Source organism: Rhodoferax sp. XS2R6, assembly GCF_056521365.1.
In genome coordinates this window covers 137,320-158,846 of the sequence record NZ_JBWMAY010000003.1, presented here as the reverse complement: position 1 = coordinate 158,846, position 21,527 = coordinate 137,320, and the positions used below count along the sequence as shown (strand labels likewise).

At 64.0% G+C, this 21,527-nt stretch carries 20 protein-coding genes and 1 pseudogene; 11 read left to right on the top strand and 10 right to left on the bottom strand.

Annotated elements, in window-relative coordinates:
• Nucleotides 1–115 precede the first annotated feature (115 nt).
• The 9 genes from AC097A_RS12255 (at nucleotide 116) to AC097A_RS12215 (ending at nucleotide 7,917) form a co-directional block, all read left to right on the top strand.
• A complete protein-coding gene (locus AC097A_RS12255) occupies nucleotides 116–826 on the top strand; it encodes a substrate-binding domain-containing protein (RefSeq protein WP_479621068.1) in 711 nt (236 codons plus the stop codon).
• A gap of 49 nt (nucleotides 827–875) precedes the next feature.
• Complete coding sequence (locus tag AC097A_RS12250; protein WP_479621283.1) at nucleotides 876–1,904, top strand: amidohydrolase family protein; 1,029 nt, start codon at nucleotides 876–878, stop codon at nucleotides 1,902–1,904.
• A gap of 300 nt (nucleotides 1,905–2,204) precedes the next feature.
• The gene (gene ligK, locus AC097A_RS12245) at nucleotides 2,205–2,888 is read left to right on the top strand and encodes a 4-carboxy-4-hydroxy-2-oxoadipate aldolase/oxaloacetate decarboxylase (RefSeq protein ID WP_479621067.1); all 684 of its coding nucleotides are present in this window, start codon (nucleotides 2,205–2,207) and stop codon (nucleotides 2,886–2,888) included.
• Between the two features lies 1 nt (nucleotide 2,889).
• On the top strand, nucleotides 2,890–4,173 hold the full coding sequence (locus AC097A_RS12240; protein ID WP_479621066.1) for an ABC transporter substrate-binding protein: 1,284 nt from the start codon (nucleotides 2,890–2,892) through the stop codon (nucleotides 4,171–4,173).
• Nucleotides 4,174–4,178: 5 nt separating this feature from the next.
• Nucleotides 4,179–5,099: an amidohydrolase family protein gene (locus AC097A_RS12235; RefSeq protein ID WP_479621065.1), complete on the top strand. Its 921-nt coding sequence runs from the start codon at nucleotides 4,179–4,181 to the stop codon at nucleotides 5,097–5,099.
• A 1-nt stretch (nucleotide 5,100) separates the two neighbouring features.
• The gene (gene ligA, locus AC097A_RS12230; RefSeq protein WP_105259322.1) at nucleotides 5,101–5,538 is read left to right on the top strand and encodes a protocatechuate 4,5-dioxygenase subunit alpha; all 438 of its coding nucleotides are present in this window, start codon (nucleotides 5,101–5,103) and stop codon (nucleotides 5,536–5,538) included.
• Between the two features lie 4 nt (nucleotides 5,539–5,542).
• Nucleotides 5,543–6,436, top strand: a complete 894-nt coding sequence (locus AC097A_RS12225) for a class III extradiol dioxygenase subunit beta (protein ID WP_479621282.1) — start codon at nucleotides 5,543–5,545, stop codon at nucleotides 6,434–6,436.
• Between the two features lies 1 nt (nucleotide 6,437).
• Nucleotides 6,438–7,400, top strand: coding sequence for a Gfo/Idh/MocA family oxidoreductase (locus tag AC097A_RS12220; protein WP_479621064.1), 963 nt, complete (start codon nucleotides 6,438–6,440; stop codon nucleotides 7,398–7,400).
• Between the two features lie 67 nt (nucleotides 7,401–7,467).
• Nucleotides 7,468–7,917, top strand: a complete 450-nt coding sequence (locus AC097A_RS12215; protein ID WP_105259320.1) for a DUF2721 domain-containing protein — start codon at nucleotides 7,468–7,470, stop codon at nucleotides 7,915–7,917.
• Nucleotides 7,918–8,363: 446 nt separating this feature from the next.
• Here AC097A_RS12215 and AC097A_RS12210 read toward each other — a convergent pair whose 3' ends face one another.
• Nucleotides 8,364–10,454: a molybdopterin-containing oxidoreductase family protein gene (locus AC097A_RS12210; protein ID WP_479621063.1), complete on the bottom strand. Its 2,091-nt coding sequence runs from the start codon at nucleotides 10,452–10,454 to the stop codon at nucleotides 8,364–8,366.
• 76 nt (nucleotides 10,455–10,530) lie between these two features.
• On the opposite strand from AC097A_RS12210, the gene AC097A_RS12205 reads away from it, so the two are divergent.
• Entirely contained in the window at nucleotides 10,531–11,736 is a 1,206-nt protein-coding gene (locus AC097A_RS12205) for a M20 aminoacylase family protein (RefSeq protein ID WP_479621062.1), read from the top strand.
• Nucleotides 11,737–11,764: 28 nt separating this feature from the next.
• The gene (locus tag AC097A_RS12200; RefSeq protein ID WP_479621061.1) at nucleotides 11,765–12,376 is read left to right on the top strand and encodes a hypothetical protein; all 612 of its coding nucleotides are present in this window, start codon (nucleotides 11,765–11,767) and stop codon (nucleotides 12,374–12,376) included.
• Here the strand turns inward: AC097A_RS12200 and AC097A_RS12195 are convergent.
• The 9 genes and pseudogenes from AC097A_RS12195 to AC097A_RS12155 form a co-directional block, all read right to left on the bottom strand.
• On the bottom strand, nucleotides 12,373–13,167 hold the full coding sequence (locus AC097A_RS12195) for a type III pantothenate kinase (RefSeq protein WP_479621060.1): 795 nt from the start codon (nucleotides 13,165–13,167) through the stop codon (nucleotides 12,373–12,375). The genes AC097A_RS12200 and AC097A_RS12195 overlap by 4 nt on opposite strands.
• Before the next feature lie 45 nt (nucleotides 13,168–13,212).
• A complete protein-coding gene (locus AC097A_RS12190; RefSeq protein WP_479621281.1) occupies nucleotides 13,213–13,650 on the bottom strand; it encodes a rhodanese-like domain-containing protein in 438 nt (145 codons plus the stop codon).
• A 174-nt stretch (nucleotides 13,651–13,824) separates the two neighbouring features.
• Nucleotides 13,825–14,325, bottom strand: a pseudogene (locus AC097A_RS12185) (MBL fold metallo-hydrolase); the annotation flags it as partial.
• 87 nt (nucleotides 14,326–14,412) lie between these two features.
• Nucleotides 14,413–15,609, bottom strand: a complete 1,197-nt coding sequence (locus AC097A_RS12180; protein ID WP_479621059.1) for a Gfo/Idh/MocA family protein — start codon at nucleotides 15,607–15,609, stop codon at nucleotides 14,413–14,415.
• A complete protein-coding gene (locus tag AC097A_RS12175; RefSeq protein WP_479621058.1) occupies nucleotides 15,606–16,619 on the bottom strand; it encodes a sugar phosphate isomerase/epimerase family protein in 1,014 nt (337 codons plus the stop codon). Before AC097A_RS12175 ends, AC097A_RS12180 begins: the two co-directional genes overlap by 4 nt.
• A 117-nt stretch (nucleotides 16,620–16,736) precedes the next feature.
• Entirely contained in the window at nucleotides 16,737–17,699 is a 963-nt protein-coding gene (locus AC097A_RS12170) for a substrate-binding domain-containing protein (protein WP_479621057.1), read from the bottom strand.
• A gap of 77 nt (nucleotides 17,700–17,776) precedes the next feature.
• Entirely contained in the window at nucleotides 17,777–18,784 is a 1,008-nt protein-coding gene (locus tag AC097A_RS12165; protein WP_479621056.1) for an ABC transporter permease, read from the bottom strand.
• Nucleotides 18,765–20,261 (bottom strand): sugar ABC transporter ATP-binding protein, encoded by a 1,497-nt coding sequence (locus AC097A_RS12160; RefSeq protein ID WP_479621055.1) that lies wholly within the window; start codon nucleotides 20,259–20,261, stop codon nucleotides 18,765–18,767. Before AC097A_RS12160 ends, AC097A_RS12165 begins: the two co-directional genes overlap by 20 nt.
• Complete coding sequence (locus AC097A_RS12155; protein WP_479621054.1) at nucleotides 20,258–21,460, bottom strand: ROK family protein; 1,203 nt, start codon at nucleotides 21,458–21,460, stop codon at nucleotides 20,258–20,260. The genes AC097A_RS12160 and AC097A_RS12155 overlap by 4 nt, the downstream gene beginning before the upstream one ends.
• Between the last annotated feature and the right edge of the window lie 67 nt (nucleotides 21,461–21,527).

Sequence of the window (21,527 nt, the reverse complement as noted above, 5' to 3'; positions counted from 1 at the left end):
CAGGGTGGGGGTGTGGCATCAGCGAATAGCTGCGTTCCGATTATGCCAATTTGAGATAGCTGCTAGTGGTTCGCTTGGCTTATCAAAGGGCGGTGCGCCGACCAGAATACCCACCATGCCAACACCTGCCCCCACCCCGTCCGTGGCCCTGCGCTGCATCTCCTCCATGGCGACGCGTTTGCTGCTGGCCGAGTTGGCGGCGGACTTCACGGCGCGCACGGGCCAGGCGGTGGAGATCGAATCCGTGGGCGGCGTGGACGCCGCCAAGCGCGTGCAGGCGGGCGAGGTGTTTGACGCCGTGTTCCTGGCCTCCGACGCCATCGCCAAGCTGCTGGCCGCCGGCCACCTGCTGCCCGGCAGCCAGGTGGACCTGGTGCACTCCGGCGTGGCCGTGGCTGTGCAGGCCGGTGCGGTAGCGCCCAACATTTCCACTGAAGATGCCGTGCGTGCTGCCGTGCTGGCCGCGCCCACGCTGAGTTATTCCACCGGCCCCAGTGGCGTGGCCTTGGCCCAGCTGTTTGCGCGCTGGGGCATTGCCGACGAGATTCAAAGCCGCATCGTGCAGGCGCCGCCCGGCGTGCCTGTGGGCGCACTGGTGGCGCGTGGCGAGGTGGCCTTGGGCTTTCAGCAGCTCAGCGAGCTCATCCATGTGGAGGGCATCACCATCGTGGGCCCGCTGCCCACCGGCATCCAGATCACTACCACCTTCTCGGCCGGCATTGGCAGCCAGACCACCCAGGCTGAGGCCGTTCGGGCGCTGCTGGCCTTCATGGCAGCGCCGCAGGCGGCAGCCGCCAAGCAGCGCCAGGGCATGGTGCCCGCCTGAGCCCCCATAACGAACCCCAAGACCCCAGGAGACACCCGTGAAAAAGCCCATGATCATTGACTGCCACGGCCACTACACCACCGCGCCCAAGGCGCTGGAAAACTGGCGCAACGCGCAGATTGCCAACCTGGCCACGCCCGAACTGGGCCCCAAGGTGGCAGACCTGAAGATCAGCGACGACGAGCTGATTGAAACCATCGAGCAAAACCAGCTGCGCCTGATGAAAGAGCGCGGCTCCGATCTCACCATCTTCAGCCCGCGCGCCAGCTTCATGGCCCACCACATTGGCGACTTCAACACCAGCGCCACCTGGGCGGCCATCTGCAACGAGCTGTGCTACCGCGTCGCCCAGCTCTTCCCCGACAACTTCATCCCCGCCGCCATGCTGCCGCAAAGCCCTGGCGTGGACCCGGCCACCTGCATTCCTGAACTGGTGAAGTGTGTGGAGCAGTACGGCAATGTGGGCATCAACCTGAACCCCGACCCCAGCGGCGGCCATTGGACTTCGCCGCCGTTGAGCGACAAGGCGTGGTTCCCCATCTACGAGAAGATGGTGGAGTACGACATCCCCGCGATGATCCACGTGAGCACCAGCTGCAACGCCTGCTTCCACACCACCGGCGCCCACTACCTGAACGCCGACACCACGGCCTTCATGCAGTGCCTGACCAGCGACCTGTTCAAGCAGTTCCCCACACTCAAGTTCCTCATTCCCCATGGCGGCGGCGCCGTGCCTTACCACTGGGGTCGTTTCCGCGGTCTGGCGCAGGAGCTGAAGAAGCCGTTGTTGGAAGAGCATTTGCTCAACAACATCTACTTCGATACGTGCGTGTACCACCAGCCCGGCATTGATTTGCTCAATACCGTGATTCCGGTCAAGAACGTGTTGTTTGCCTCCGAGATGATTGGGGCGGTGCGTGGCATCGACCCGCAGACCGGCAACTACTACGACGACACCAAGCGCTATATCGAGGCGTCCAAGATTCTGAGCAACGAGGACCGGTTCCAGATTTACGAAGGCAATGCGCGGCGCGTGTTTCCGCGCTTGGATGCAGCTTTGAAAGCCAAGGGGCAGTAAGTTTTTTGCGGTTGTGGAGGGGCTCGGGGTGGCCATGCGTTTTGCTGCGTGTCCCCCGCCCGCTTTGCGGGCTCCTCCTTTACCTCCGCAAAACGCATAGCCACCCCGAGCCTTGCCAGCGCGCTTGGTTTTCGGGGGATGAAGACAAGCTTCTTCGCAGCGGTGGAGTAGGGGTGAGTGCCGCAGCGAAGTAAAGGAGGGGCCCGCGCAGTGGGCGGGGGACATGAGCGGAGGCACTCTCCCCTGATCCGCCGCGGGTTCAGCCAAAACATAGACGAGAAATATTGAGGAGAAACAGAAATGTATGAACTAGGCGTTGTCTACAAAAACATCACACGCGCAGACCGCGCAGCCGCAGACGGCTTGGCCGCTCTGGGCTCTGCCACCGTGCACGAAGCCATGGGCCGTGTGGGCCTGCTCAAGCCCTATATGCGCCCCATCCAGAGCGGTGTGCAGGTGTCCGGCACCGCAGTCACCGTGCTGCTGCAGCCCGGCGACAACTGGATGATGCACGTGGCGGCTGAGCAGATTCAGCCCGGCGACATCGTCGTGGCCACCGTCATCGCCGAGTGCACCGACGGCTTCTTTGGCGACCTGCTGGCGACTTCCTTCCAGGCCCGCGGTGCGCGCGCCCTGATCATCGACGGCGGTGTGCGTGATGTGAAAGAGCTGCAGCGCATGGGCTTCCCCGTGTGGAGCAAGGCCATCAGCAGCAAGGGCACCATCAAAGCCACGCTGGGCTCGGTCAACATCCCCATCGTCTGCGCCGGCATGCTGGTCACACCCGGTGACGTGATCGTGGCGGATGACGACGGTGTGGTCTGCGTGCCCGCCGCTAAAGCCGTTGCCACCTTGGCCGCTGCCCAGAAGCGTGAAAGCTTTGAGGGTGAAAAGCGCGAGAAGCTGGCTGCTGGCGTGCTGGGCCTGGACATGTACAAGATGCGCGAGCCCCTGGCGGCCGCGGGCTTGAAATACATCGACTGACGTGCACTCCACCCACGCCATGACGCCCCGTGCCCTGCTTCGTGCCCTGTGCTGCCTGGTGGGCGCTACCGCCCTGGCTTGCCAGGCGCAGATCCCGCTGGCCGGTGTGACCGAGGCCAAGGGCCCCGGTACCCTGGCCGGCACCAGTTTTAAGAACGGTTACCGCATGGCCATTGACGAGATCAATGGCAGCGGTGGCGTGTTGGGGCAAAAGCTGGCACTGACCCAATTCGACATCGACACCAAACCCGATGCCGCCAAAGAGGCCATGGGCCAAGCCGTGGCTGGCAAGCCTTTTGCCGTTTTGGGGCCGGTGTTTTCCGGGCTCACGCTGGCATCCATGCCCGTCACCACCACCACCGGCATCCCGCACTTCACGGGCGGCGAGGCCGCGTCGCTCACGCGCAAGTTCCACCCTACGCTGATGCGCAGCTCGCTCTCGCAAACGGCCTCGGCCCCGCGCCTGGCCTCGTTTGTGGCCTATGGGCTGGAGCCCAAAAGCCTGGCGCTCATGTCCATCGACAACGACTTTGGGCGCGACGGCAAGGCCGCGCTGGCCGAGGTGCTCAAGCGGCGTAACGTCAATGTGAGTTTTGACCGTGTCATCAAACCCGGGCAGACCGACTTCAGCAAGGATGTGGCCGATCTGATCGCCGCACAACCCGAAGCGTTGCTGTTCTACACCACCGAGACCGAGGCCATTGGCCTGCTCAAGGAACTGCGCAAGCAGGGTTTTAACAAGCCCATCTTTACCGACGGCCTGGTGGCTGCGCAAACGGTGGTGGATGGTGCGGCCGGTGGCGCAGAGGGCGTGTTCGCCCACATGATCGCGTCGGTGGATGCTCCCACGCCGCAGGTGCAGTCGTTCACCGCGCGTTACATCACGCGCTACGGCGCGCGCCCGGACCACAACGCGATCAAAGGCTTCTTTGTGGTGCAGCTGATCAAGGCCGGCCTGGAACTGGGAGGCAAGGTCGACCAGGCCCTGTTCCTCAAGGCGGTGAAGGACACGCGCTTTGATATTCGCAAGTACCCGGAGTTGCTGAGCTCTACCGGCTACGACTTCTTTGGCGAGCTGAACCGCGAGAGCTACTTCGTGGTCATCCGCGATGGGCGGCCGCGTGTGCTGGCTACCGTGCGTTCCATCGAGGGCGGGCAGGTCGAGCTGCCCAACCGCAGCCAGATTGCCATGAATTCTGCGGAGTTTCGCCGCACCGTGGCTGCCGCCTTGCCCGGTGCTGCACCGGTGGTGGCATCCGTTCCCCCTGTCTCCAAAGCCAAGTGAACACCATGAACTTTGAAAAAACCCCCGGCTGGATGGATTGGTACACCGGCCCCGCCACACCCCGCTTCCAGGTGCCTGCGGGCGCAGTGGACGCGCATTGCCATGTGTTTGGCCCCGGTGCCGAGTTCCCCTTCGCACCCGAACGCAAGTACACGCCCTGCGACGCCTCCAAGCACCAGCTGTTCGCCCTGCGCGACCACCTGGGGTTTGAGAAAAACGTGATCGTGCAGGCCACCTGCCACGGTGCCGACAACCGCGCCATGGTCGATGCATTGCTGCACAGCAATGGCAAGGCGCGTGGCGTGGCCACCGTCAAGCGCGGCGTCACCGACGAAGAGTTGCAGGCCATGCACGACGCCGGTGTGCGCGGTGTGCGCTTCAACTTCGTCAAGCGCCTGGTGGACTTCACGCCCAAGGATGAGCTGATGGAGATTGCGGGCCGCATTGCGAAGTGGCGCTGGCACGTGGTCATCTACTTTGAGGCGGTGGACTTGCCCGAGTTGTGGGACTTCTTCACCGCACTGCCCACCACGGTGGTGGTGGACCATATGGGTCGGCCCGACGTGTCCTTGCCCGTAGACGGCCCGCAGTTCGCGCTGTTTGAAAAATTCATGCGCGAGCACCAGAATGTGTGGAGCAAGGTGAGCTGCCCCGAGCGCTTGAGCGTGAGCGGCCCCAAGGCTTTGAACGGTGAGCAAAACGCCTACCGCGATGTGATCCCCTTTGCCAAGCGCATCGTCGAGCAGTTCCCTGACCGCGTGTTGTGGGGCACCGACTGGCCGCACCCCAACCTCAAGGACCACATGCCCGACGACGGTCTGCTGGTGGACTTCATCCCGCACATTGCACCCACTGCCGAACTGCAGCACAAGCTGCTGGTGGACAACCCGAATCGCCTCTATTGGCCTGAAACTTTGAAAGACTGATATGGCACTCGACAAACCCTACCAGGACATTCCTGGCACCATCATTTTTGATGCCGAGCAAAGCCGCAAGGGCTACTGGCTCAACCAGTTCTGCATGAGCCTGATGAAGGCCGAGAACCGTGTGCGCTTCAAGGCCGACCAACGCGCCTACTTGAATGAATGGCCCATGAGCGAAGACCAGCGCCAGGCCGTGATCGACATGGACCTGAACCGCGCCATGCAGCTGGGCGGCAACATCTACTTCCTGGCCAAGATTGGTGCCACACATGGCCGCAGCTTCCAGCAGATGGCGGGCAGCATGACCGGCATGACCGAAGAGGAATACCGCGCCATGATGATTGGCGGCGGTCGCTCAGCCGAAGGTAATCGCAAAATCGGTGAAGACGGCGATGCCCAAGCCCACCGCCAACCCCAAGGCCAAGCTGGCAAGAAAGACTGAAACCATGGCCAAAATTACCGCCTCTGTATTCACCTCCCACGTACCGGCCATTGGTGCCGCCATGGACCTTGGCAAGACCCAGGAAAACTATTGGAAGCCGCTGTTCGCGGGTTATGACTTCTCCAAACAATGGATGAAGGACAACAAGCCCGACGTGATCATTCTGGTCTTCAACGACCACGCCACGGCCTTCAGCCTGGACATGATTCCCACCTTTGCCATTGGCACTGCTGCGGAGTACATCCCCGCGGACGAGGGCTTTGGTCCTCGCCCTGTGCCCAAAGTGCAAGGCCACCCCGACCTGGCCGCACACATTGCGCACTCGGTCATCCAGCAGGACTTTGACCTCACCATCGTGAACAAGATGGATGTGGACCATGGCCTGACCGTGCCGCTATCGCTGATGTGCGGCGAGAAAGATCCGGTCAAGGACAGCTGGCCCTGCCCGGTGATTCCGTTTGCGGTGAACGTGGTGCAGTACCCCGTGCCCAGCGGCCAGCGTTGTTTCAACCTCGGAAAAGCGATTCGCAAAGCCGTGGAAAGTTACGATGAAGACCTCAACGTGCACATCTGGGGCACGGGCGGCATGAGCCACCAGTTGCAGGGCGCGCGTGCCGGCCTCATCAACCGCGAGTGGGACAACGCCTGGCTGGACCAGATGATTGCCGACCCCGCCGCCTGTGCCGCCACGCCGCACATCGACTACGTGCGTGAAGCCGGCAGCGAGGGCATTGAGCTGGTGATGTGGTTGATCGCCCGTGGCGCGATGTCCGACGTGCCCTACGATGCTACAGATTTAATAGCTGCTCGCGCACATTCTGTAAGTGTCAAGCACCGTTTTTACCATGTGCCCGCCAGCAACACGGCCGTGGGCCATCTGATTTTGGAGAACAACTGATATGAGTAAAACCATCAAAGTCGCGCTGGCCGGTGCCGGTGCCTTCGGTATCAAGCACTTGGACGGTATCAAGAACATCGATGGCGTGGAAGTGGTGTCGCTGATCAGCCGCGACCTGGAGAAAACCAAGGAAGTCGCCACCAAATACGGCATTGGCCACGTCACCACCGAACTGGCTGACAGCCTAGCCCTGCCTGAGTTGGATGCGGTGATTCTCTGCACGCCTACGCAGATGCATGCCGAGCAGACCCTGGCCTGCCTGAAGGCTGGCAAACACGTGCAGGTGGAAATCCCCTTGGCCGACAGCTGGGCCGGTGCAGACGCCGTGGTGGCGGAGCAAAAGCGTACTGGCTTGGTTGCCATGTGCGGCCACACGCGCCGCTTCAACCCCAGCCACCAGTATGTGAATGAACAGATCACCGCTGGCAAGTTCAACATCCAGCAGATGGATGTGCAAACCTATTTCTTCCGTCGCACCAACACCAACGCGCTGGGCCAGGCCCGCAGCTGGACCGACCACCTGCTGTGGCACCACGCCGCCCACACCGTGGACCTGTTCGCCTACCAGGCCAACAGCCCCATCGTGCAGGCCAACGCCATCCAGGGCCCCATCCACCCGGTGCTGGGCATTGCCATGGACATGAGCATCCAGCTGCGCGCGGCCAACGGTGCCATCTGCACCTTGTCCTTGAGCTTTAACAACGACGGCCCCCTGGGCACCTACTTCCGCTACATCGGCGACACGGCCACCTACCTGGCGCGCTACGACGACCTGTTCACCGGCAAGGAAGAAAAGATCGACGTGAGCCAGGTGGCGGTGAGCATGAACGGCATCGAGCTGCAAGACCGCGAATTCTTTGCCGCTATCAAAGAAGGCCGCGAACCCAACTCCAGCGTGGGCCGCGTACTGGACTGCTACCGCGTGTTGCACCAACTGGAGCAGCAACTGGCGCAACAGAGCTAAGCGCAGTCCTACAATGCAACGCCATGCGGCCGTCTGCCCGCATGGCGTTTTTTATTGAGGTACGCGCATGGCTTTTCCCCTGGACCCCGACACGGTTTCGCATGGCATTCAGCTCTCGGTAGCCCCGGTGTTTTTGCTCACGGCGGTGTCCGGCATGATTGCCGCAGTGGCCGGCCGGCTGGCCCGCATCATTGACCGCGCACGCACGGTGGAGCAGCACATCAAGCACCAGACCCACCCCGAGGAAACGGATGCCAACTACGCCGAACTGGCCGAACTGCGCACGCGGGGCCTGTTGGCCAACAGCTGTATCGCCTTGCTTACGCTGTGCGGCATCCTGATCGGAGTGACCATCATGGTGCTGTTCCTGGGCGAGACCATCGACTTCCCCGGCCTGCGTATATCCATCATCACGTTTCTGGGCGGTGTGGGGTGTTTTCTGCTGGCTCTGCTGTGTTTCATGGCCGAAACGCTGATTGCCACGCGGTTGCTGAACTTTGCGCGGAAGAACACTTAGTTGGTTTTTTTGCTGGGTTAGACCGCTTTTTTTGGACACCCACTCCCCCAGCCCCTCGCCCCGTCGGCGAGGGGAGTTTTTAACAGCCATATTTGGTTTTTGTGCGCCGGAGACCAGGCTACTGGCGTTAGGTCGCCGCTGTTAGCTCGGGCCACGGCCTGCGCGAACGGTTGTAGGTACCTCGTAGGGATGTGTTTGCCAACGCTGGCGGCTGCGCCCGCCAGTCGCTCCGCACCTGCACTTTTGCGGTCACTACAACCGCTCGCACTGGCCGTGGCCCACCCACCCGCTAGCAACCGTTCCCTGTAAGGCCTTGACCGGAGTAAGACCCTCAAATCGGCTGTTCAAAAAGCTCCCCTCGCCGACGGGGCGAGGGGCTGGGGGAGTGGGTGTCCAAAAAAAGCGGTGCAGGCGAACAAAAAAACTTAGAACGAAGCCCCGTTAATTCACAACCCAGACGGCGCAGCTGAGAGTCGCACCACCTCCACCGCACAGTCATAAAACGTAGGCGCCCGCCCCATGTCGGTCAGGCGTTGGCTGGTCAGCTCGTTCACATTGGTCCCGTCGCGCCCCAGCTTGCGCCACCAGATACCCAGTCCGTTGACCACCGCAGGCCGCGCACGTTCCGACACGCGCGCCACACACTCGTGAGTGCCGCGGCCGTTAAAGACGCGCACTACATCGCCATCGGCAATCTGGCGCGCAGCCGCATCGTTGGCGTGAATTTCCAGCAGCGGTTCGCCTTCGATGTCGCGCAGGCTTTTCACGTTCACAAAGGTGGAGTTGAGGAAGTTGCGCGCGGGCGGCGAGATCATGGCCAGCGGGTAACGTGGGTCGGCTCCGGCGGGTTCGTAGTTGGGCACATGGTTGGGCAGGCCGTCCTCGCCGCGGGCGGCTAGGCGTGCGCTGAAGAACTCGCACTTGCCGCTGGGGGTGGGGAAGCCGCCCTCGGCAAACGGTGCCTCGGGCACGGGCAGCGGTGCAAAGCCCTGCGCCAGCATCGCCGCAAAGTCCACCTTGTCGCCAAAGGCGGTACGGCACAGGCTCTCGTCGCTCTCTTCAAACACGGTTTCGGTGTAACCCATGTGGCGTGCCAGGTCGCGGAAAAACTGGGTGTTGGTGCGCGCCTGGCCCAGCGGGGCGATGGAGGGGCGGTTCAGCAACACGTCGGTGTGGCCGTAGCTGCTGTGCACGTCCCAGTGCTCCAGCTGCGTGGTGGCGGGCAGCACATAGTCGGCGTAGTCCGCCGTGTCGGTCTGGAAGTGCTCTAGTACTACGGTGAACAGGTCTTCGCGCGCAAAACCCTGTACTACTTTGGTCGATTCCGGTGCCACGGCCACGGGGTTGCTGTTGTAGACGATGACGGCCTCCACGGCCGGGCCAAAGCTTGCACTGGCAGGGCGCAGCAGGTCGTCGCCAATCGTGCTCATGTTGATGGTGCGCGGGTTGCGCCCGGCCAGCAGCTCGGGTCGCTCCAGCGCGACCTGCTGCACCGGGGCATGGCCCGAGCTGGACAGCAGCACGCCGCCCGCACGGTGGCGCCAGGCGCCAATCAGGGCGGGCAGGCAGGCAATGGCACGCACGGCGTTGCCACCGCCGCGCACGCGCTGCAGCCCGTAATTCATGCGAATGGCTACGGGCTGGCCCGCGCGTGCAGTCTGGCCGTAGTCGCGCGCCAAGCCTTGCACTTCGTCCACCGTGATGCCGCACACCGCGGCGGTGCGCTCGGGTGGCCATTCCAGTGCGCGGGCGCGCAGGGCGTCCCAGCCCAGCGTGTGGCGGGCGATGTAGTCATGGTCCAGCCAATCGTGGGTGATGAGCTGGTGCATCAGGCCCAGCGCCAAGGCAGCGTCGGTGCCGGGCAGCAGGGCGATGTGTTGGTGGCATTTCTCGGCCGTCTCGGAGCGGCGCGGGTCGATGCAGATGATCTTGGCGCCGTTGCGTTTGGCGGTTTGTACGTAGCGCCAGAAGTGCACATTGCTGGCAATCGAGTTGCTGCCCCAGATCAGGATCAGCTGCGCCTCGGCAAAAAACTCGACGCGCATGCCCACCTTGTGGCCCAGGGTTTGGGTCAGGGCCTCGGCCCCGGCCGAGGCGCAGATGGTGCGGTCCAGGCGCGAGGCGCCCAGCTTGTTGAAAAAGCGCGCTGCCATACCCTCGCCCTGCACGCGGCCCATGGTGCCGGCGTAGCTGTAGGGCAGGATGGCTTCTGGGTCGCGCGCGGCAATGGCTTGCAGGCGCTGGGCAATGTCGGCCAGCGCCTCGTCCCAGCCCACGGGCGCAAACTGACCGCTGCCTTTGGGGCCGGTACGTTTGAGGGGCTGCAGCAAGCGCTCGGGGTGGTAGCTACGTTCGGTGTAGCGCGACACCTTGGTGCACAACGCGCCGTTGGTGGCGGGGTGGGCCGGGTTGCCCTGGACCTTGATGGCAATACCCTCGCGCACGGTGACCACCATGGAGCAGGTGTCGGGACAGTCGTGGGGGCAGGCGCCGAGGACTTTGTGCTCGGTGGTGGAAGACGGATTTTCGGGGTGCATGGCGCTACTTTAGCGACTCTGCCCACCGGCTGCGCGCAGGCGGTGCACAATCCTTGTCCCTGCTGGAGTTCCGACCATGAAACTGCTCGATCCGATTGTCGCCAATACCCCCCACATTGCCGCCTTGCGCCGTGATTTGCATGCCCACCCCGAGCTGTGTTTTGAAGAGGTGCGCACGGCCGACCTGGTGGCTGCCAAGCTGACCGAATGGGGTATTCCCATTCACCGCGGTATGGGCACCACCGGCGTGGTGGGTATTGTGAAAGCTGGCACCTCCAGCCGCGCACTGGCCTTGCGTGCTGACATGGACGCGCTGCCCATGCAGGAGTTCAACACTTTTGCCCACACCAGCCAGCACCCCGGCAAGATGCACGCCTGTGGCCACGATGGCCACACCGCCATGTTGCTGGGCGCGGCCCAGTACTTGGCCCAACACCGCAATTTTGATGGCACGGTGTACCTGGTGTTCCAGCCGGCCGAAGAGGGCGGCGGCGGTGCACGCGAGATGATCAAGGACGGACTGTTTGAGCAGTTCCCAGTGGAAGCCGTGTTTGGCATGCACAACTGGCCCGGCATGCGCGCCGGCACCTTTGCCGCCAGCACGGGGCCGGTGATGGCGTCCAGCAACGAATTCAAGATTGTCATCCGCGGCAAAGGTGGCCATGCCGCCATGCCGCACAACGCCATTGACCCCGTGGTGGTGGCCTGCCAGATGGTGCAGGGGTTCCAGACCATCATTAGCCGTAACAAAAAACCGATCGATGCGGGTGTGATCTCGGTCACCATGATCCACACGGGCGAGGCCACGAATGTGATCCCCGACCACTGCGAGATCCAGGGCACGGTGCGCACCTTCACGATTGAGGTGTTGGACATGATCGAGCAGCGCATGCGCGACCTGGCCCAGCACACCAGTGCGGCCTTTGGCACCCAATGTGACTTTGAGTTTGTGCGCAACTACCCGCCCACTATCAACAGCGCCAAAGAGGCCGACTTTGCCCGCAAGGTGATGGCCAGCATCGTGGGTGAAGACAACGTGCTGGCGCAAGAGCCCACCATGGGGGCGGAAGACTTTGCCTACATGCTGCAGGCCAAACCCGGCTGCTACAGCTTTATTGCCAATGGCGACGGTGCCCACCGCGAGATGGGCCATGGCGGCGGGCCTTGTATGTTGCACAACCCGAGCTACGATTTCAACGATGCGCTGCTGCCCTTGGGCGCCACCTACTGGGTGCGCTTGGCCGAGCAGTGGCTGCACAACCCGGCGCTGAACTCAGTATGATGCCCAGAGAATGTAACGGGAGGTAACTATGACCAATTGGAGTGAACTCAGTCCCCGAGAGCATCCCCCCGGTCTGCCCCGTGCGACCCCGAGGCAGCTACAAGCCGGTGTAACCCGCTACACCTTTGTCCACGACGACCTGGAGATTGACGATCCCTCGCTGGACGTCAGCGGTCGGCACTTTGTGTCTCCGCGGGAATACGGCTTTAGCATCCGTGGCTTTCTGGGAGGCAAAACTGCCTGGGCGCGGGACTTTGCCAATGGCACCATGTTGGTGGTCAATGCGGATGGCCAGTCCCACGTGTTGTCGCCGCGCGGGGTTTCGCGGGTGCTGTTTGTGGCCCGTGATGGGTCGGTGTTGCAAGACAGTGGTTCGGCATCACGCGCGCCGCAGCGCACCCCTGATGTGGCGACCGTTCGTTTAACGCTGGTCGCGACTGTGGATTTGCAGGGTGAGTCTCCAGAGGCCGCGCGTGCCTTGCTCATGCGTATGGTGGACCGTGCCGTGTTGGCAGGTGCTTTGCCCGGTGAACCCGATGTGCGCGTGATGGAGCATGCGTTTGAAGGCAGCGCGGTGCTGTCTGCCGACAACAGCCCCAGCTCCACCCACACCGATTTCTCGCAACTGCTGGACCTCTAGGTCCGTACAGCCTCAGGGGGCGTGGCAGGGGCATAGCGCCCTTGGGCCATCTGCAGCAAGCCGTCAAAAATCAGGTTGTCGACCAGCTCAAACGGGCGCGTCATGCTGGGGGCCATCTTCCAGCCGGCACCGCCCGTCATGATGCACTTGGGCTCGGCGCCGCAGTGGGTGCTCACATGTTGCACCATGCGTTCTACCGCACCGGCAATGGCATAGGTGCCGCCGCTGGTGAGAGCGTCGCTGGTGTTGGTGGGAAATTCGCGCACCTCACCTGTGGGCACGTGCAGGCCGGCGGTGCCCGATTCGAGCGCGCGCAGCATGATGCCGTGGCCCGGCAAGATCAACCCACCCAAAAACTTGCCTTCGGCATCAATGGCCTCTACCGTCACCGCGGTCCCCACCATCACCACCACCATGGGGCGCGGCGCGCCCTGCACGCGCATGCGGTGGTAGGCGCCAATCATGGCCACCCAGCGGTCGGCGCCCAGGCGGGTGGGGTGGTCGTAGCCATTGCGCAGGCCTGCCTCGCCCTCGCTGGACACCACCCACTGTGGCACTACATCCCAGGCGTCCATCTGCTCCTGCACGCGGCGTTTCACCGCGTCGCCAGCCACCACGCAGCCGAGCACGTGGCGGGGGGGCTGTAGGCCGCGCCAGGCGCCGTCGCCGAGTTTGTCGATGTTTTCCAAAAACTCGGCGCCCTGGGCCAGCAATGCCGCCCCGGGTTGCGGGCTGGCGTATTGGGCCCACTTGAGGCGGGTGTTGCCGATGTCCAGCGCAAGAAATGTCATGGCGTTATTTTTGTCGAGTTGTCTCTGGGCGGTATTGTGCGGGCTTTAGCCTTGTCGCCAAGGGAGGCCGCGCAGGCGCCAGCCGCCGCGGTGGCCGCGCTGGGCGTTGGCATCGGGGTCGCCTTCAAAGCCTTCGAGGATGTTGTAGGCCTCCAGGCCCAACTCGGTGGCGCGCTTGGCGGCCGCAACCGAGCGCACGCCGCTGCGGCACAGCAACACCACCTTTTTTCCTGCAGGCACCGCGGTTTGCAGGTCTGCATCGAACTGCGGGTTCATCGCCATGCCGGGCCATTGCTTCCAGGCCAGAGGCACAGCACCGGGCACAAAACCCACCCACTCGCGTTCGGCATCGCTGCGCACGTCCACCAGCACGGCCTCGCCCGCCTGCCACCAGGCGCAGGCCAGCTCGGCGCTCACATCGCCCGCATAGCCAGCAGCGGCTTGGGCGGCCGTGGCGCCCGCACTGCCTGCGTCATGGCGCACGCCCGAGCTCAGGTTGGCAGGCACGGCTTCGTCGATACGACGCGGCCGCGGCAGGTTCAGGCTGTCCATGGTGGCCACAAACTCGGCCAGCGTCTTGCCGGCCACGCGGGTGTTGCTGGTTTTTTCGGTGCCTATGGTGCTGCGCGTGCGGCCCTGGTAGTCGTGGCCGGGCCAGACCGTGGTGGCGTTGGGCAGGGCGAACAGTACCTGGGTGAGACTGCGGTACAGGTCTTCGGCGCTGCCGGACTGGAAATCGGTGCGGCCGCAGCCGCCAATCAACAGGGTGTCGCCGGTGAACACATGGTCGCGCCAGGTAAAGCTCATGCTGCCACTGGTGTGGCCGGGGGTATGCAGCGCGCGGATGAACTCAGTGCCAAAGGCCAGCGTGTCGCCGTCGGCCAGCTGCACGGCGGCGGTGCCAATGCCGCAGCCGGCGGGGGCGGCGGTCTTGGCGCCGGTGTGTTCGGCCAGCAGGGCCGCGCTGGTGATGTGGTCGGCATGGGCGTGGGTCTCCACGGCCCATTGCAATTTCAGACCATATTGGCGCAGCGTGGCCAGGTCACGCTCCAGCTGCTCGTCCACCGGGTCCACGATCAGTGCGTCGCGGCTGGTCTCGTCAAACAGGATGTAGGTGTAGGTGCTGGACGCCGGGTCGAAGAGCTGGATGGGTTGCATGGCGGGGCTGGTCCGTGGACAGGTAACAAAGCGTAAGCACGCCTTGCCACTGTACTGGATTTGCCCGGCCCCGGGCCTTGCCGCAGGTCAAGCCTTGGAGGCGTTCCCCAAGGGGGTCCACTTCTGCGTGCTGCGCGACGATTCCAGCACTTTCTCGATGAAGTGCACGCCACGCGCGCCGTCCTCCACGCGCGGGTAGTCCGCGGCCAGCGGATCCACTGCTACGCCCTGCAGGCGCGCGCGGATGTCCGCCACCACGCCCAGGTAAACGTTGGCAAAGGCCTCGATAAACCCTTCCGGGTGGCCCGAGGGCAGGCGCGAGGCGCGCGCGGCAGCTTCACACAGCCCGGCGGAAGCGCGGGTTAGGGTGCGTGGCGGGCCGTCCAGCGGAGCGTGTTGCAGCTGGTTGGGGTTCTCCTGGCACCAGACCAGGCTGCCGGTGGTGCCGCTCACGCGCAGGCGCAGGTCGTTCTCGCTGCCGGTGCAGATCTGTGAGGCGATGAGTACACCGCGCGCACCGCCCTGCAGGCGCAGCAGCATATTGCCGTCGTCGTCCAGCGTGCGGCCCGCGCCCATGGCGCTCAGATCCGCGCACAGGGATTCAATCTCCAGCCCGGTCACGGTGCTCAGCAGGTTTTCGGCATGCGAGCCAATGTCGCCCATGGCACCGGCCGCGCCACTCAGCGCCGGGTCCACGCGCCAGGCGGCCTGTTTGCTGCCACTGTCTTCCACGGCCGTGGCCAGCCAACCCTGGTGGTACTCCACCACCACCTTGCGCACGGTGCCGATGGCGCCGCTCTGCACCATGTGGCGCATCTGGCGCACCAGCGGGTAGCCGGTGTAGTTGTAGGTCACGCCAAACACGGTTCCCTGCTTCTTGACGGCGGCCACCAGGTCGCGCGCCTGCGCGCCTGTGTGCACCAGGGGCTTGTCGCACACCACGTGGAAGCCGGCTTCCACAAAGGCCTGGGCCACGGGGTAGTGCACATGATTGGGCGTGACGATGGAAACAAAGTCGATGCGGTCTTCGGGGCCACGGCGCAGCTCGTCGGCCAGCAGCTCCTGCCAACTACCGTGGTTGCGGTCATCGGCCAGAAACAGGTCGCGGCCCGAGGCGCGTGCCTTGTCGGGGCTGCTGGAGAGGGCGCCGGCCACCAGCTCGATCTGGCCGTCCAGCGCGGCAGCCTTGCGGTGCACGCCACCGATGAAGGCGTCGCGGCCGCCGCCCACCATGGCATAGCGCAGGCGGCGTGGCGGATGGGAAGCGTTGGAGGCAAATGTCATGGGGCTTGTTGGTCTTTGGCGAACACGGCGTCAAACGCGCCGGCGGCCGGTTTGAAATCCAGGCGCTTGCAGAAGGCCGCGCTTTCGGTGGCACCGTGTTCGCGGTCCATGCGGCTGTCTTCCCACTCCACGCTCAGCGGGCCCTGGTAGCCCACGTCGTTGAGGGCGACGATGATGGATTCGAAGTCGATCATGCCGCGGCCCACGCTGCGGAAGTCCCAGGTGCGGCGGGCGTCGCCAAAGCTGGTGTGGCCGCCAAAGGTGCCCACGGTGCCGTCGCCCTTGCCCCACCAGGCGTCTTTCATGTGGGCGTTGAAGATGCGCGGGCCATAGGTGCGGATGAAACGGATGTAGTCCACGCCTTGGTAGGCCAGGTGGCTGGGGTCGAAGTTGAAGCCGAAGCGGGGGTGCTGGTTGACCGCGGCCAGCGCGCGTTCGCTGGTGGCGATGTCAAACGCGATCTCGGTGGGGTGCACCTCCAGCGCAAAGTTCACGTCTACCGACTCGAACACATCGAGGATGGGTGTGAAGCGCGTGCCGAAATCGGCAAAACCCTTGTCCCAATACGCCTGGGTGGTAGGCGGGAAAGCGTAGATGGAATGCCAGATGGAGGAGCCGGTGAAGCCGGTTACGGTCTTCACGCCAAACTTCTTGGCGGCACGGGCCGTGTCCTGCAGCTCGGCGGCGGCGCGCAAACGCACGCCTTCGGGGTCGCCATCGCCCCACACATGGGCGGGCAGGATGGACTGGTGACGCTCGTCAATGCGGTCGCACACGGCCTGGCCCACCAGGTGGTTGCCAATGGCCAGGCACCGCAGGCCATGGCTGGCCAGCAGGGCGTGCTTGTCTTGCACATAGGTGGAGGAGGCCAACGCCTCCTGCACATTGAAATGGTCGCCCCAGCAGGCGAGCTCCAGGCCGTCGTAGCCCATGCGTTTGGCCAGCGGGGCCAGCTCGGCCAGCGGCAGGTCGGCCCATTGGCCGGTGAACAAGGTGACAGGTCTTGCCATGGAGAGGCTCCAAAAAAGAAAGAGAAGGCCTGTAGCAAGTCGCTATGTTTTTAATAGCTATTTGCGCAGTATTTGCGTGGGCTACAGGCCTATTTCATCAATAAAACACCGGAATGCTTAGAACGGAGAGTCTGGGAAGTAGAAGTTCTTGGCGGTGTCCTTGGTGATCAGCACCGACGGAATGATGGTGGTCGCAGGCAGCTTGGCGCCTTTCAGGCGGGCTTCGGCGGTCATCTTCACCGCGTCGTAGATGAACTTGGGCGAGTAGGACACGTTGGCCTGGATGCGCGCATCGCTGCCGTCCATCAGGGTCTTGATGGAACCCTTGGCACCGGCACCACCGAACACCAGCTTGATGTCGGTGCGCTTGGCCTGGTCGATGGCCTTGAGCACGCCGACCGACATGTCGTCGTCCGCCGCCCAGACGGCGTCGATCTGCGGGAAGCGGGTCAGGTAGTCCTGCATGACCTTGAAGGCATCGTCGCGGTTCCAGTTGCCGTATTTGGCGTCCAGCACCTTGATGCCGGGGAAGGCTTTCAGGCCGCCGTTGAAGGCGTCGTTGCGTTCGTTGTCCACGTTGGAGGCAATGCCGCGCAGCACCACCACATTGCCCTTGCCGCCCAGTGCCTTGCCGATGTAGGCAGCGGGCACTTCACCAAAGGTGGTGTTGTTGGGGGCCACATAGGCATCTTGTGCGCTGGTGTCGGTCAGGCCGCGGTCCACCACGGTCACGTACACGCCCTTGCCCTTGAGCTGGGCGACGGGCTTGGTCAAAGCAGCCGATTCAAAAGGCAGCACCACCAGGGCGTTGATCTTGTTCACGGTCAGCAAGTCCTGCAGCTGGTTGGCCTGTTCGGGCGAGCCGCTGGCAGTTTTGACGATGACCTGCAGGCCAGGGTTGGCTTTTTCGAGCTCGGCTTTGGCTTGGTTGGCCCAGAACACCACGCCCGCCATGAAGCTGTGCGTGGCGGCCGGGATGGACACACCCAGCACCACTTTTTCGGCGGCGAAGCTGGGAGCGCTGCCCAGCGTAGCCAGGGCCACAGCGGTCAGTGCGAGTCTGCGGGTGATTTTTTTCATTTCAGTTGTCTCCGTTTGCAGGTTGAGAAAAACAGCGTTTGCTGTGGTTGGGGGAAAGGGTTCGGGGCGTGGCGGCTTCATCTCTTCGACCGCTGCATGAAAGCGACGGCGATGATCACGAAGCCCTGCACCGCCGCGTTGAGGTACACGCTGATGATGCTGGTGAGGTTGAGGATGTTGCTGATGACGGAGAGCAGGACCGCGCCCACCACCGTGCCGGTGATGGTCCCCGCGCCCCCCTTGAGAGCAGTGCCCCCCACGATGACGGCGGCAATTGCTTCCAGCTCCCACAGCAGGCCGGTGGTGGGCGAGGCAGAGCCCAGGCGCGGCACATAGAGCAGCGTGGCCACACCCACGCACACGCCCAGCAGCACATAGGTCAGCACCTTCACCCGGTCCACGTCCACGGCGGCGTAACGCGCCACCTGTTCGTTGGAGCCAATGGCCTGCACATAACGGCCAAAAGTGGTGCGGTTCAGGATCACGCTGCCCAGCAGCGCCACGGCCAGAAACACCCACACGGGGATGGGAATGCCCGCCAGACTGCCGTAGTACACCGGGCTGTAGATGTCGGTCAGGTCGTTGTCCAGTGTGATGGCGCCGCCGTTGGAGAAGTAGGTCAGGTAGGCGCGAAAGATGCCCAGCGTGCCCAGCGTCACGATAAAGGGCTCGATGCGCCCCTTGGTAATCAACAGGCCGTGCGCCAGGCCAAAGGCCGCGCCCAGCGCCAGGGCCAGTACCATGCCCAGCACCACGGTCCACACTGGCGAGCCCAGCAGCGGCGACAGGGTGTTCATCGCCAGAATCACACTGCCCGCAATCAGCGCGGCCATGGAGCCCACCGACAGGTCAATGCCGCCGGACACGATGACAAAGCACATGCCCACGGCAATGATGCCGATGAAGGCCGTGCGCGTGAGCACGTTGGTGATGTTGTCCACCGTAGCGAAGTTGCTGTTGAGCAGCGTGCCCACCACGCACAGCAGCACCAGGCCGATCACCGGGCCCATGCCCTGCAGTTTGGCAAGCCACTGGCCAGCTTGGCCCGTGGTGGCTGTCTTAGTCTTAGTGAGTTCCGGTTGCATGGGCGATGAGCTCCTCTTCGGTGAGTTGTTGGGATTCCAGAACGGTTTGCAGCCGGCCCGCACGCATCACCGCCACGCGGTGGCACAGGCCAATCAGCTCCATGAGTTCGCTGGAAACAATGACGACGGCCAGGCCCTGGCTGGCCAGCTTCTGAATGAGTAAATAGATGTCGCGCTTGGCGCCCACGTCCACGCCGCGCGTGGGTTCGTCCAGCACCACCACCTTGGGGCCAGGGTGCAGCACCTTGGCCAGCGCCACCTTTTGCTGGTTGCCGCCCGACAGGCTGGACGCCTTGATGTGCAGGCTGCCGGTGCGGATGCCAAATTCGTCCACCGCGCCGGCCAGTGCCTGGTCTTCCAGTGCGGGTTGCAGCCAGGGTGTGGCGTAGCGCTCCAGCGCCATCAGGGTCAGGTTTTCGCGCAGGCCAAAGTTCACATGCAGGCCCTTGCCCTTGCGGTCTTCGCTCAGGTAGGTCAGGCCCAGGCGCACGGCGTCGCGCGGGTTGCGGATGGTCTGCACGCGGCCTTGCAGCTCCACCGTGCCGGCGGTGCTGGCGCGCAGGCCCATGATGCCTTCGAACAGCTCGGTGCGGCCCGCGCCCACCAGGCCCGCAAAGCCCAGGATCTCGCCGGGGCGCACTTCAAAGCTCACGTCCTGCGCCCAGCCCGGCACGCACATGCCCTGCACACGCAGCGCGGGTGTGGTGGCCGCAGGCGGTGTGGCTTTGGGCGGGTACAGGTCGGCCAGTTCGCGGCCCACCATCAGGTTGGCCATTTGCTGGCGGCTCAGGCTGACCGTGGGCTGCTGGGCCACACAGCGGCCGTCGCGCATCACCACCACCTGGTCGGTCATGCGCTCCACCTCGTCCAGCTTGTGCGAGATATAGACCAGGGTCACGCCTTCGCTTTTCAGCTGGCGCATCAGACCAAACAGGCGTTCGGTCTCCGTGGGCGTCAGCGTAGCCGTAGGCTCGTCCATGATCAGCAGGCGTGCTTTGCGCAGCAGCGCACGTGCAATTTCCACGAGCTGTTTTTCCGCCACGATCAGGTCTTTCACCCGCGTGTTCACGTCGGCGGTCAGGCCCACCTGGGCGATGGCCGCCTGCGCCTCGGTGCGCATGGTGTCTTCGTCCAGCAGCAGGCCGCCCCAGCCACGTTTTTTCTCGTGGCCCAGGAACAGGTTCTGCGCAATCGTCAGGTCTTCGGCCAGGCTGAACTCCTGGTGGATGAGCACGATGCCCTGGGCCTCGGCATCGCGGGAGCTGGTGAAGCTCTGCACCGCACCGTTGACCAGCAGGCTGCCGCCCGTGGCAGCCTCGAACCCGGCCAGGATCTTCATCAGCGTGGACTTGCCCGCGCCGTTCTCGCCCAAGAGGCCCAGCACCTGGCCCGTGGGCAAGGCGAAGTCCACCCCATGCAGCACCTGCACAGGGCCAAAGGACTTGGTGGTCCCGCGGAATTCGATCTGCAAGCTCATGCGCCGGCCTTTCGGTGTTTCAAGGTTTCTTGCATGGCCAGCACCCCGGCGCCTACGACGCCAGCCCGTTCGGCCAAGGGCGTGTACTGGATTTCCAGGTGCCGTGTGGACAGTGCCAGCGAGCGCTGGTACACGCTTTGCCGCACCGAGGCCAGCAGCTGCGGCCCCGTGCGCGTGAGCCCGCCGCCAATGAACACATGCGAGGGGTTGAAGAAGTTCACCACCGAGGCCAGCATTTGCCCGATGCGGTTGCCCGATTCCTGGATGATGCGGTTGGCCGCGGCATCGCCATTGCGGCTGGCCTGGCCCACCAGTTCGGGGGTGATCACGCCGTGCGCTTCCAGCGAGGCCGCGAGCAAGGGGCTTTCACCCGAGGTGGCGGCCTCCGTGGCCGAGCGCACGATGGCGGGGGCCGCTGCCATCACTTCCACACAGCCCAGCTTGCCGCAGTGGCAGCGCGGGCCGTCCACGTCCACACAGATGTGGCCCACATCGCCGGCCGAGCCATTGGCGCCGCGGTAGACCTCACCATGGCAGACGATGCCGCAGCCAATGCCGGTGCCCACCTTGATGACCAGGAAGTTTTGCAACCCGCCCTGCAGGCGCCACAGCTCACCCAGTGCCATGAGGTTCACGTCGTTGTCCACAAACACCGGGGCGCTGTATTCCTCACGCAGGTAGTCGCGGATGGAGAAGCTGTCCCACTCGGGCATCAGCGGTGGGTTGACCAGCTGGGCGCTTTCAAAGTCCACCGGGCCGGGCACGCCCATGCCGATGGCAATCACTTGTTTGGGTGTAACGCCGCATTGGGTGAGCAGCTGGCGCATCAGCACGCGCAGCCGGGCCAGCACCACGCCGGGGCCGGTGCGTACGTCGGTGGTTTCGGTGTGGCGGGCCAGCACGGTCAGGTCCGGGCGCAGTACGGCCACGTCCAGGCTGGTGGCGCCCAGGTCCACGCCCACCAGCACGCCCAGGTCCGGGCTGAGCTTGATGGTCTCGGGGCGGCGCCCGCCGGTGGAGCCGCGCAGGCCGCTCTCTTCCAGCAGGCCCACGTCCAGCAGGCCCGCAATCAGGTTGTTGGTCTTGCTCTTGGAAAATTCCAAGCGGTCGGACAGGGCGAAGCGCGAACTGCCCTCGGACCAAAAGATGGCCTGCAGCAATGCGGTCTCGTCCAAAGACAAATCGTCCCAGGGTGCCAAAGTCTGTCTCCTGTATTTTTTTTCCGCCCAGCGTCTGGCTCGGGGGCGTGGCGGGATCGTATGGGGG

Excerpts from the sequence above, each read along its gene's own strand:
- AC097A_RS12235 (WP_479621065.1), top strand. The coding sequence starts at position 4,179 with ATGAACTTTGAAAAAACCCCCGGCTGGATGGATTGGTACACCGGCCCC.
- AC097A_RS12255 (WP_479621068.1), top strand. The coding sequence starts at position 116 with ATGCCAACACCTGCCCCCACCCCGTCCGTGGCCCTGCGCTGCATCTCC.
- AC097A_RS12220 (WP_479621064.1), top strand. The coding sequence starts at position 6,438 with ATGAGTAAAACCATCAAAGTCGCGCTGGCCGGTGCCGGTGCCTTCGGT.
- AC097A_RS12250 (WP_479621283.1), top strand. The coding sequence starts at position 876 with ATGATCATTGACTGCCACGGCCACTACACCACCGCGCCCAAGGCGCTG.
- AC097A_RS12170 (WP_479621057.1), bottom strand. The coding sequence starts at position 17,699 with ATGAAAAAAATCACCCGCAGACTCGCACTGACCGCTGTGGCCCTGGCT.
- AC097A_RS12215 (WP_105259320.1), top strand. The coding sequence starts at position 7,468 with ATGGCTTTTCCCCTGGACCCCGACACGGTTTCGCATGGCATTCAGCTC.
- AC097A_RS12175 (WP_479621058.1), bottom strand. The coding sequence starts at position 16,619 with ATGGCAAGACCTGTCACCTTGTTCACCGGCCAATGGGCCGACCTGCCG.
- AC097A_RS12160 (WP_479621055.1), bottom strand. The coding sequence starts at position 20,261 with ATGAGCTTGCAGATCGAATTCCGCGGGACCACCAAGTCCTTTGGCCCT.
- AC097A_RS12225 (WP_479621282.1), top strand. The coding sequence starts at position 5,543 with ATGGCCAAAATTACCGCCTCTGTATTCACCTCCCACGTACCGGCCATT.
- ligK (WP_479621067.1), top strand. The coding sequence starts at position 2,205 with ATGTATGAACTAGGCGTTGTCTACAAAAACATCACACGCGCAGACCGC.
- AC097A_RS12210 (WP_479621063.1), bottom strand. The coding sequence starts at position 10,454 with ATGCACCCCGAAAATCCGTCTTCCACCACCGAGCACAAAGTCCTCGGC.
- AC097A_RS12200 (WP_479621061.1), top strand. The coding sequence starts at position 11,765 with ATGACCAATTGGAGTGAACTCAGTCCCCGAGAGCATCCCCCCGGTCTG.
- AC097A_RS12180 (WP_479621059.1), bottom strand. The coding sequence starts at position 15,609 with ATGACATTTGCCTCCAACGCTTCCCATCCGCCACGCCGCCTGCGCTAT.
- AC097A_RS12205 (WP_479621062.1), top strand. The coding sequence starts at position 10,531 with ATGAAACTGCTCGATCCGATTGTCGCCAATACCCCCCACATTGCCGCC.
- AC097A_RS12195 (WP_479621060.1), bottom strand. The coding sequence starts at position 13,167 with ATGACATTTCTTGCGCTGGACATCGGCAACACCCGCCTCAAGTGGGCC.
- ligA (WP_105259322.1), top strand. The coding sequence starts at position 5,101 with ATGGCACTCGACAAACCCTACCAGGACATTCCTGGCACCATCATTTTT.
- AC097A_RS12165 (WP_479621056.1), bottom strand. The coding sequence starts at position 18,784 with ATGCAACCGGAACTCACTAAGACTAAGACAGCCACCACGGGCCAAGCT.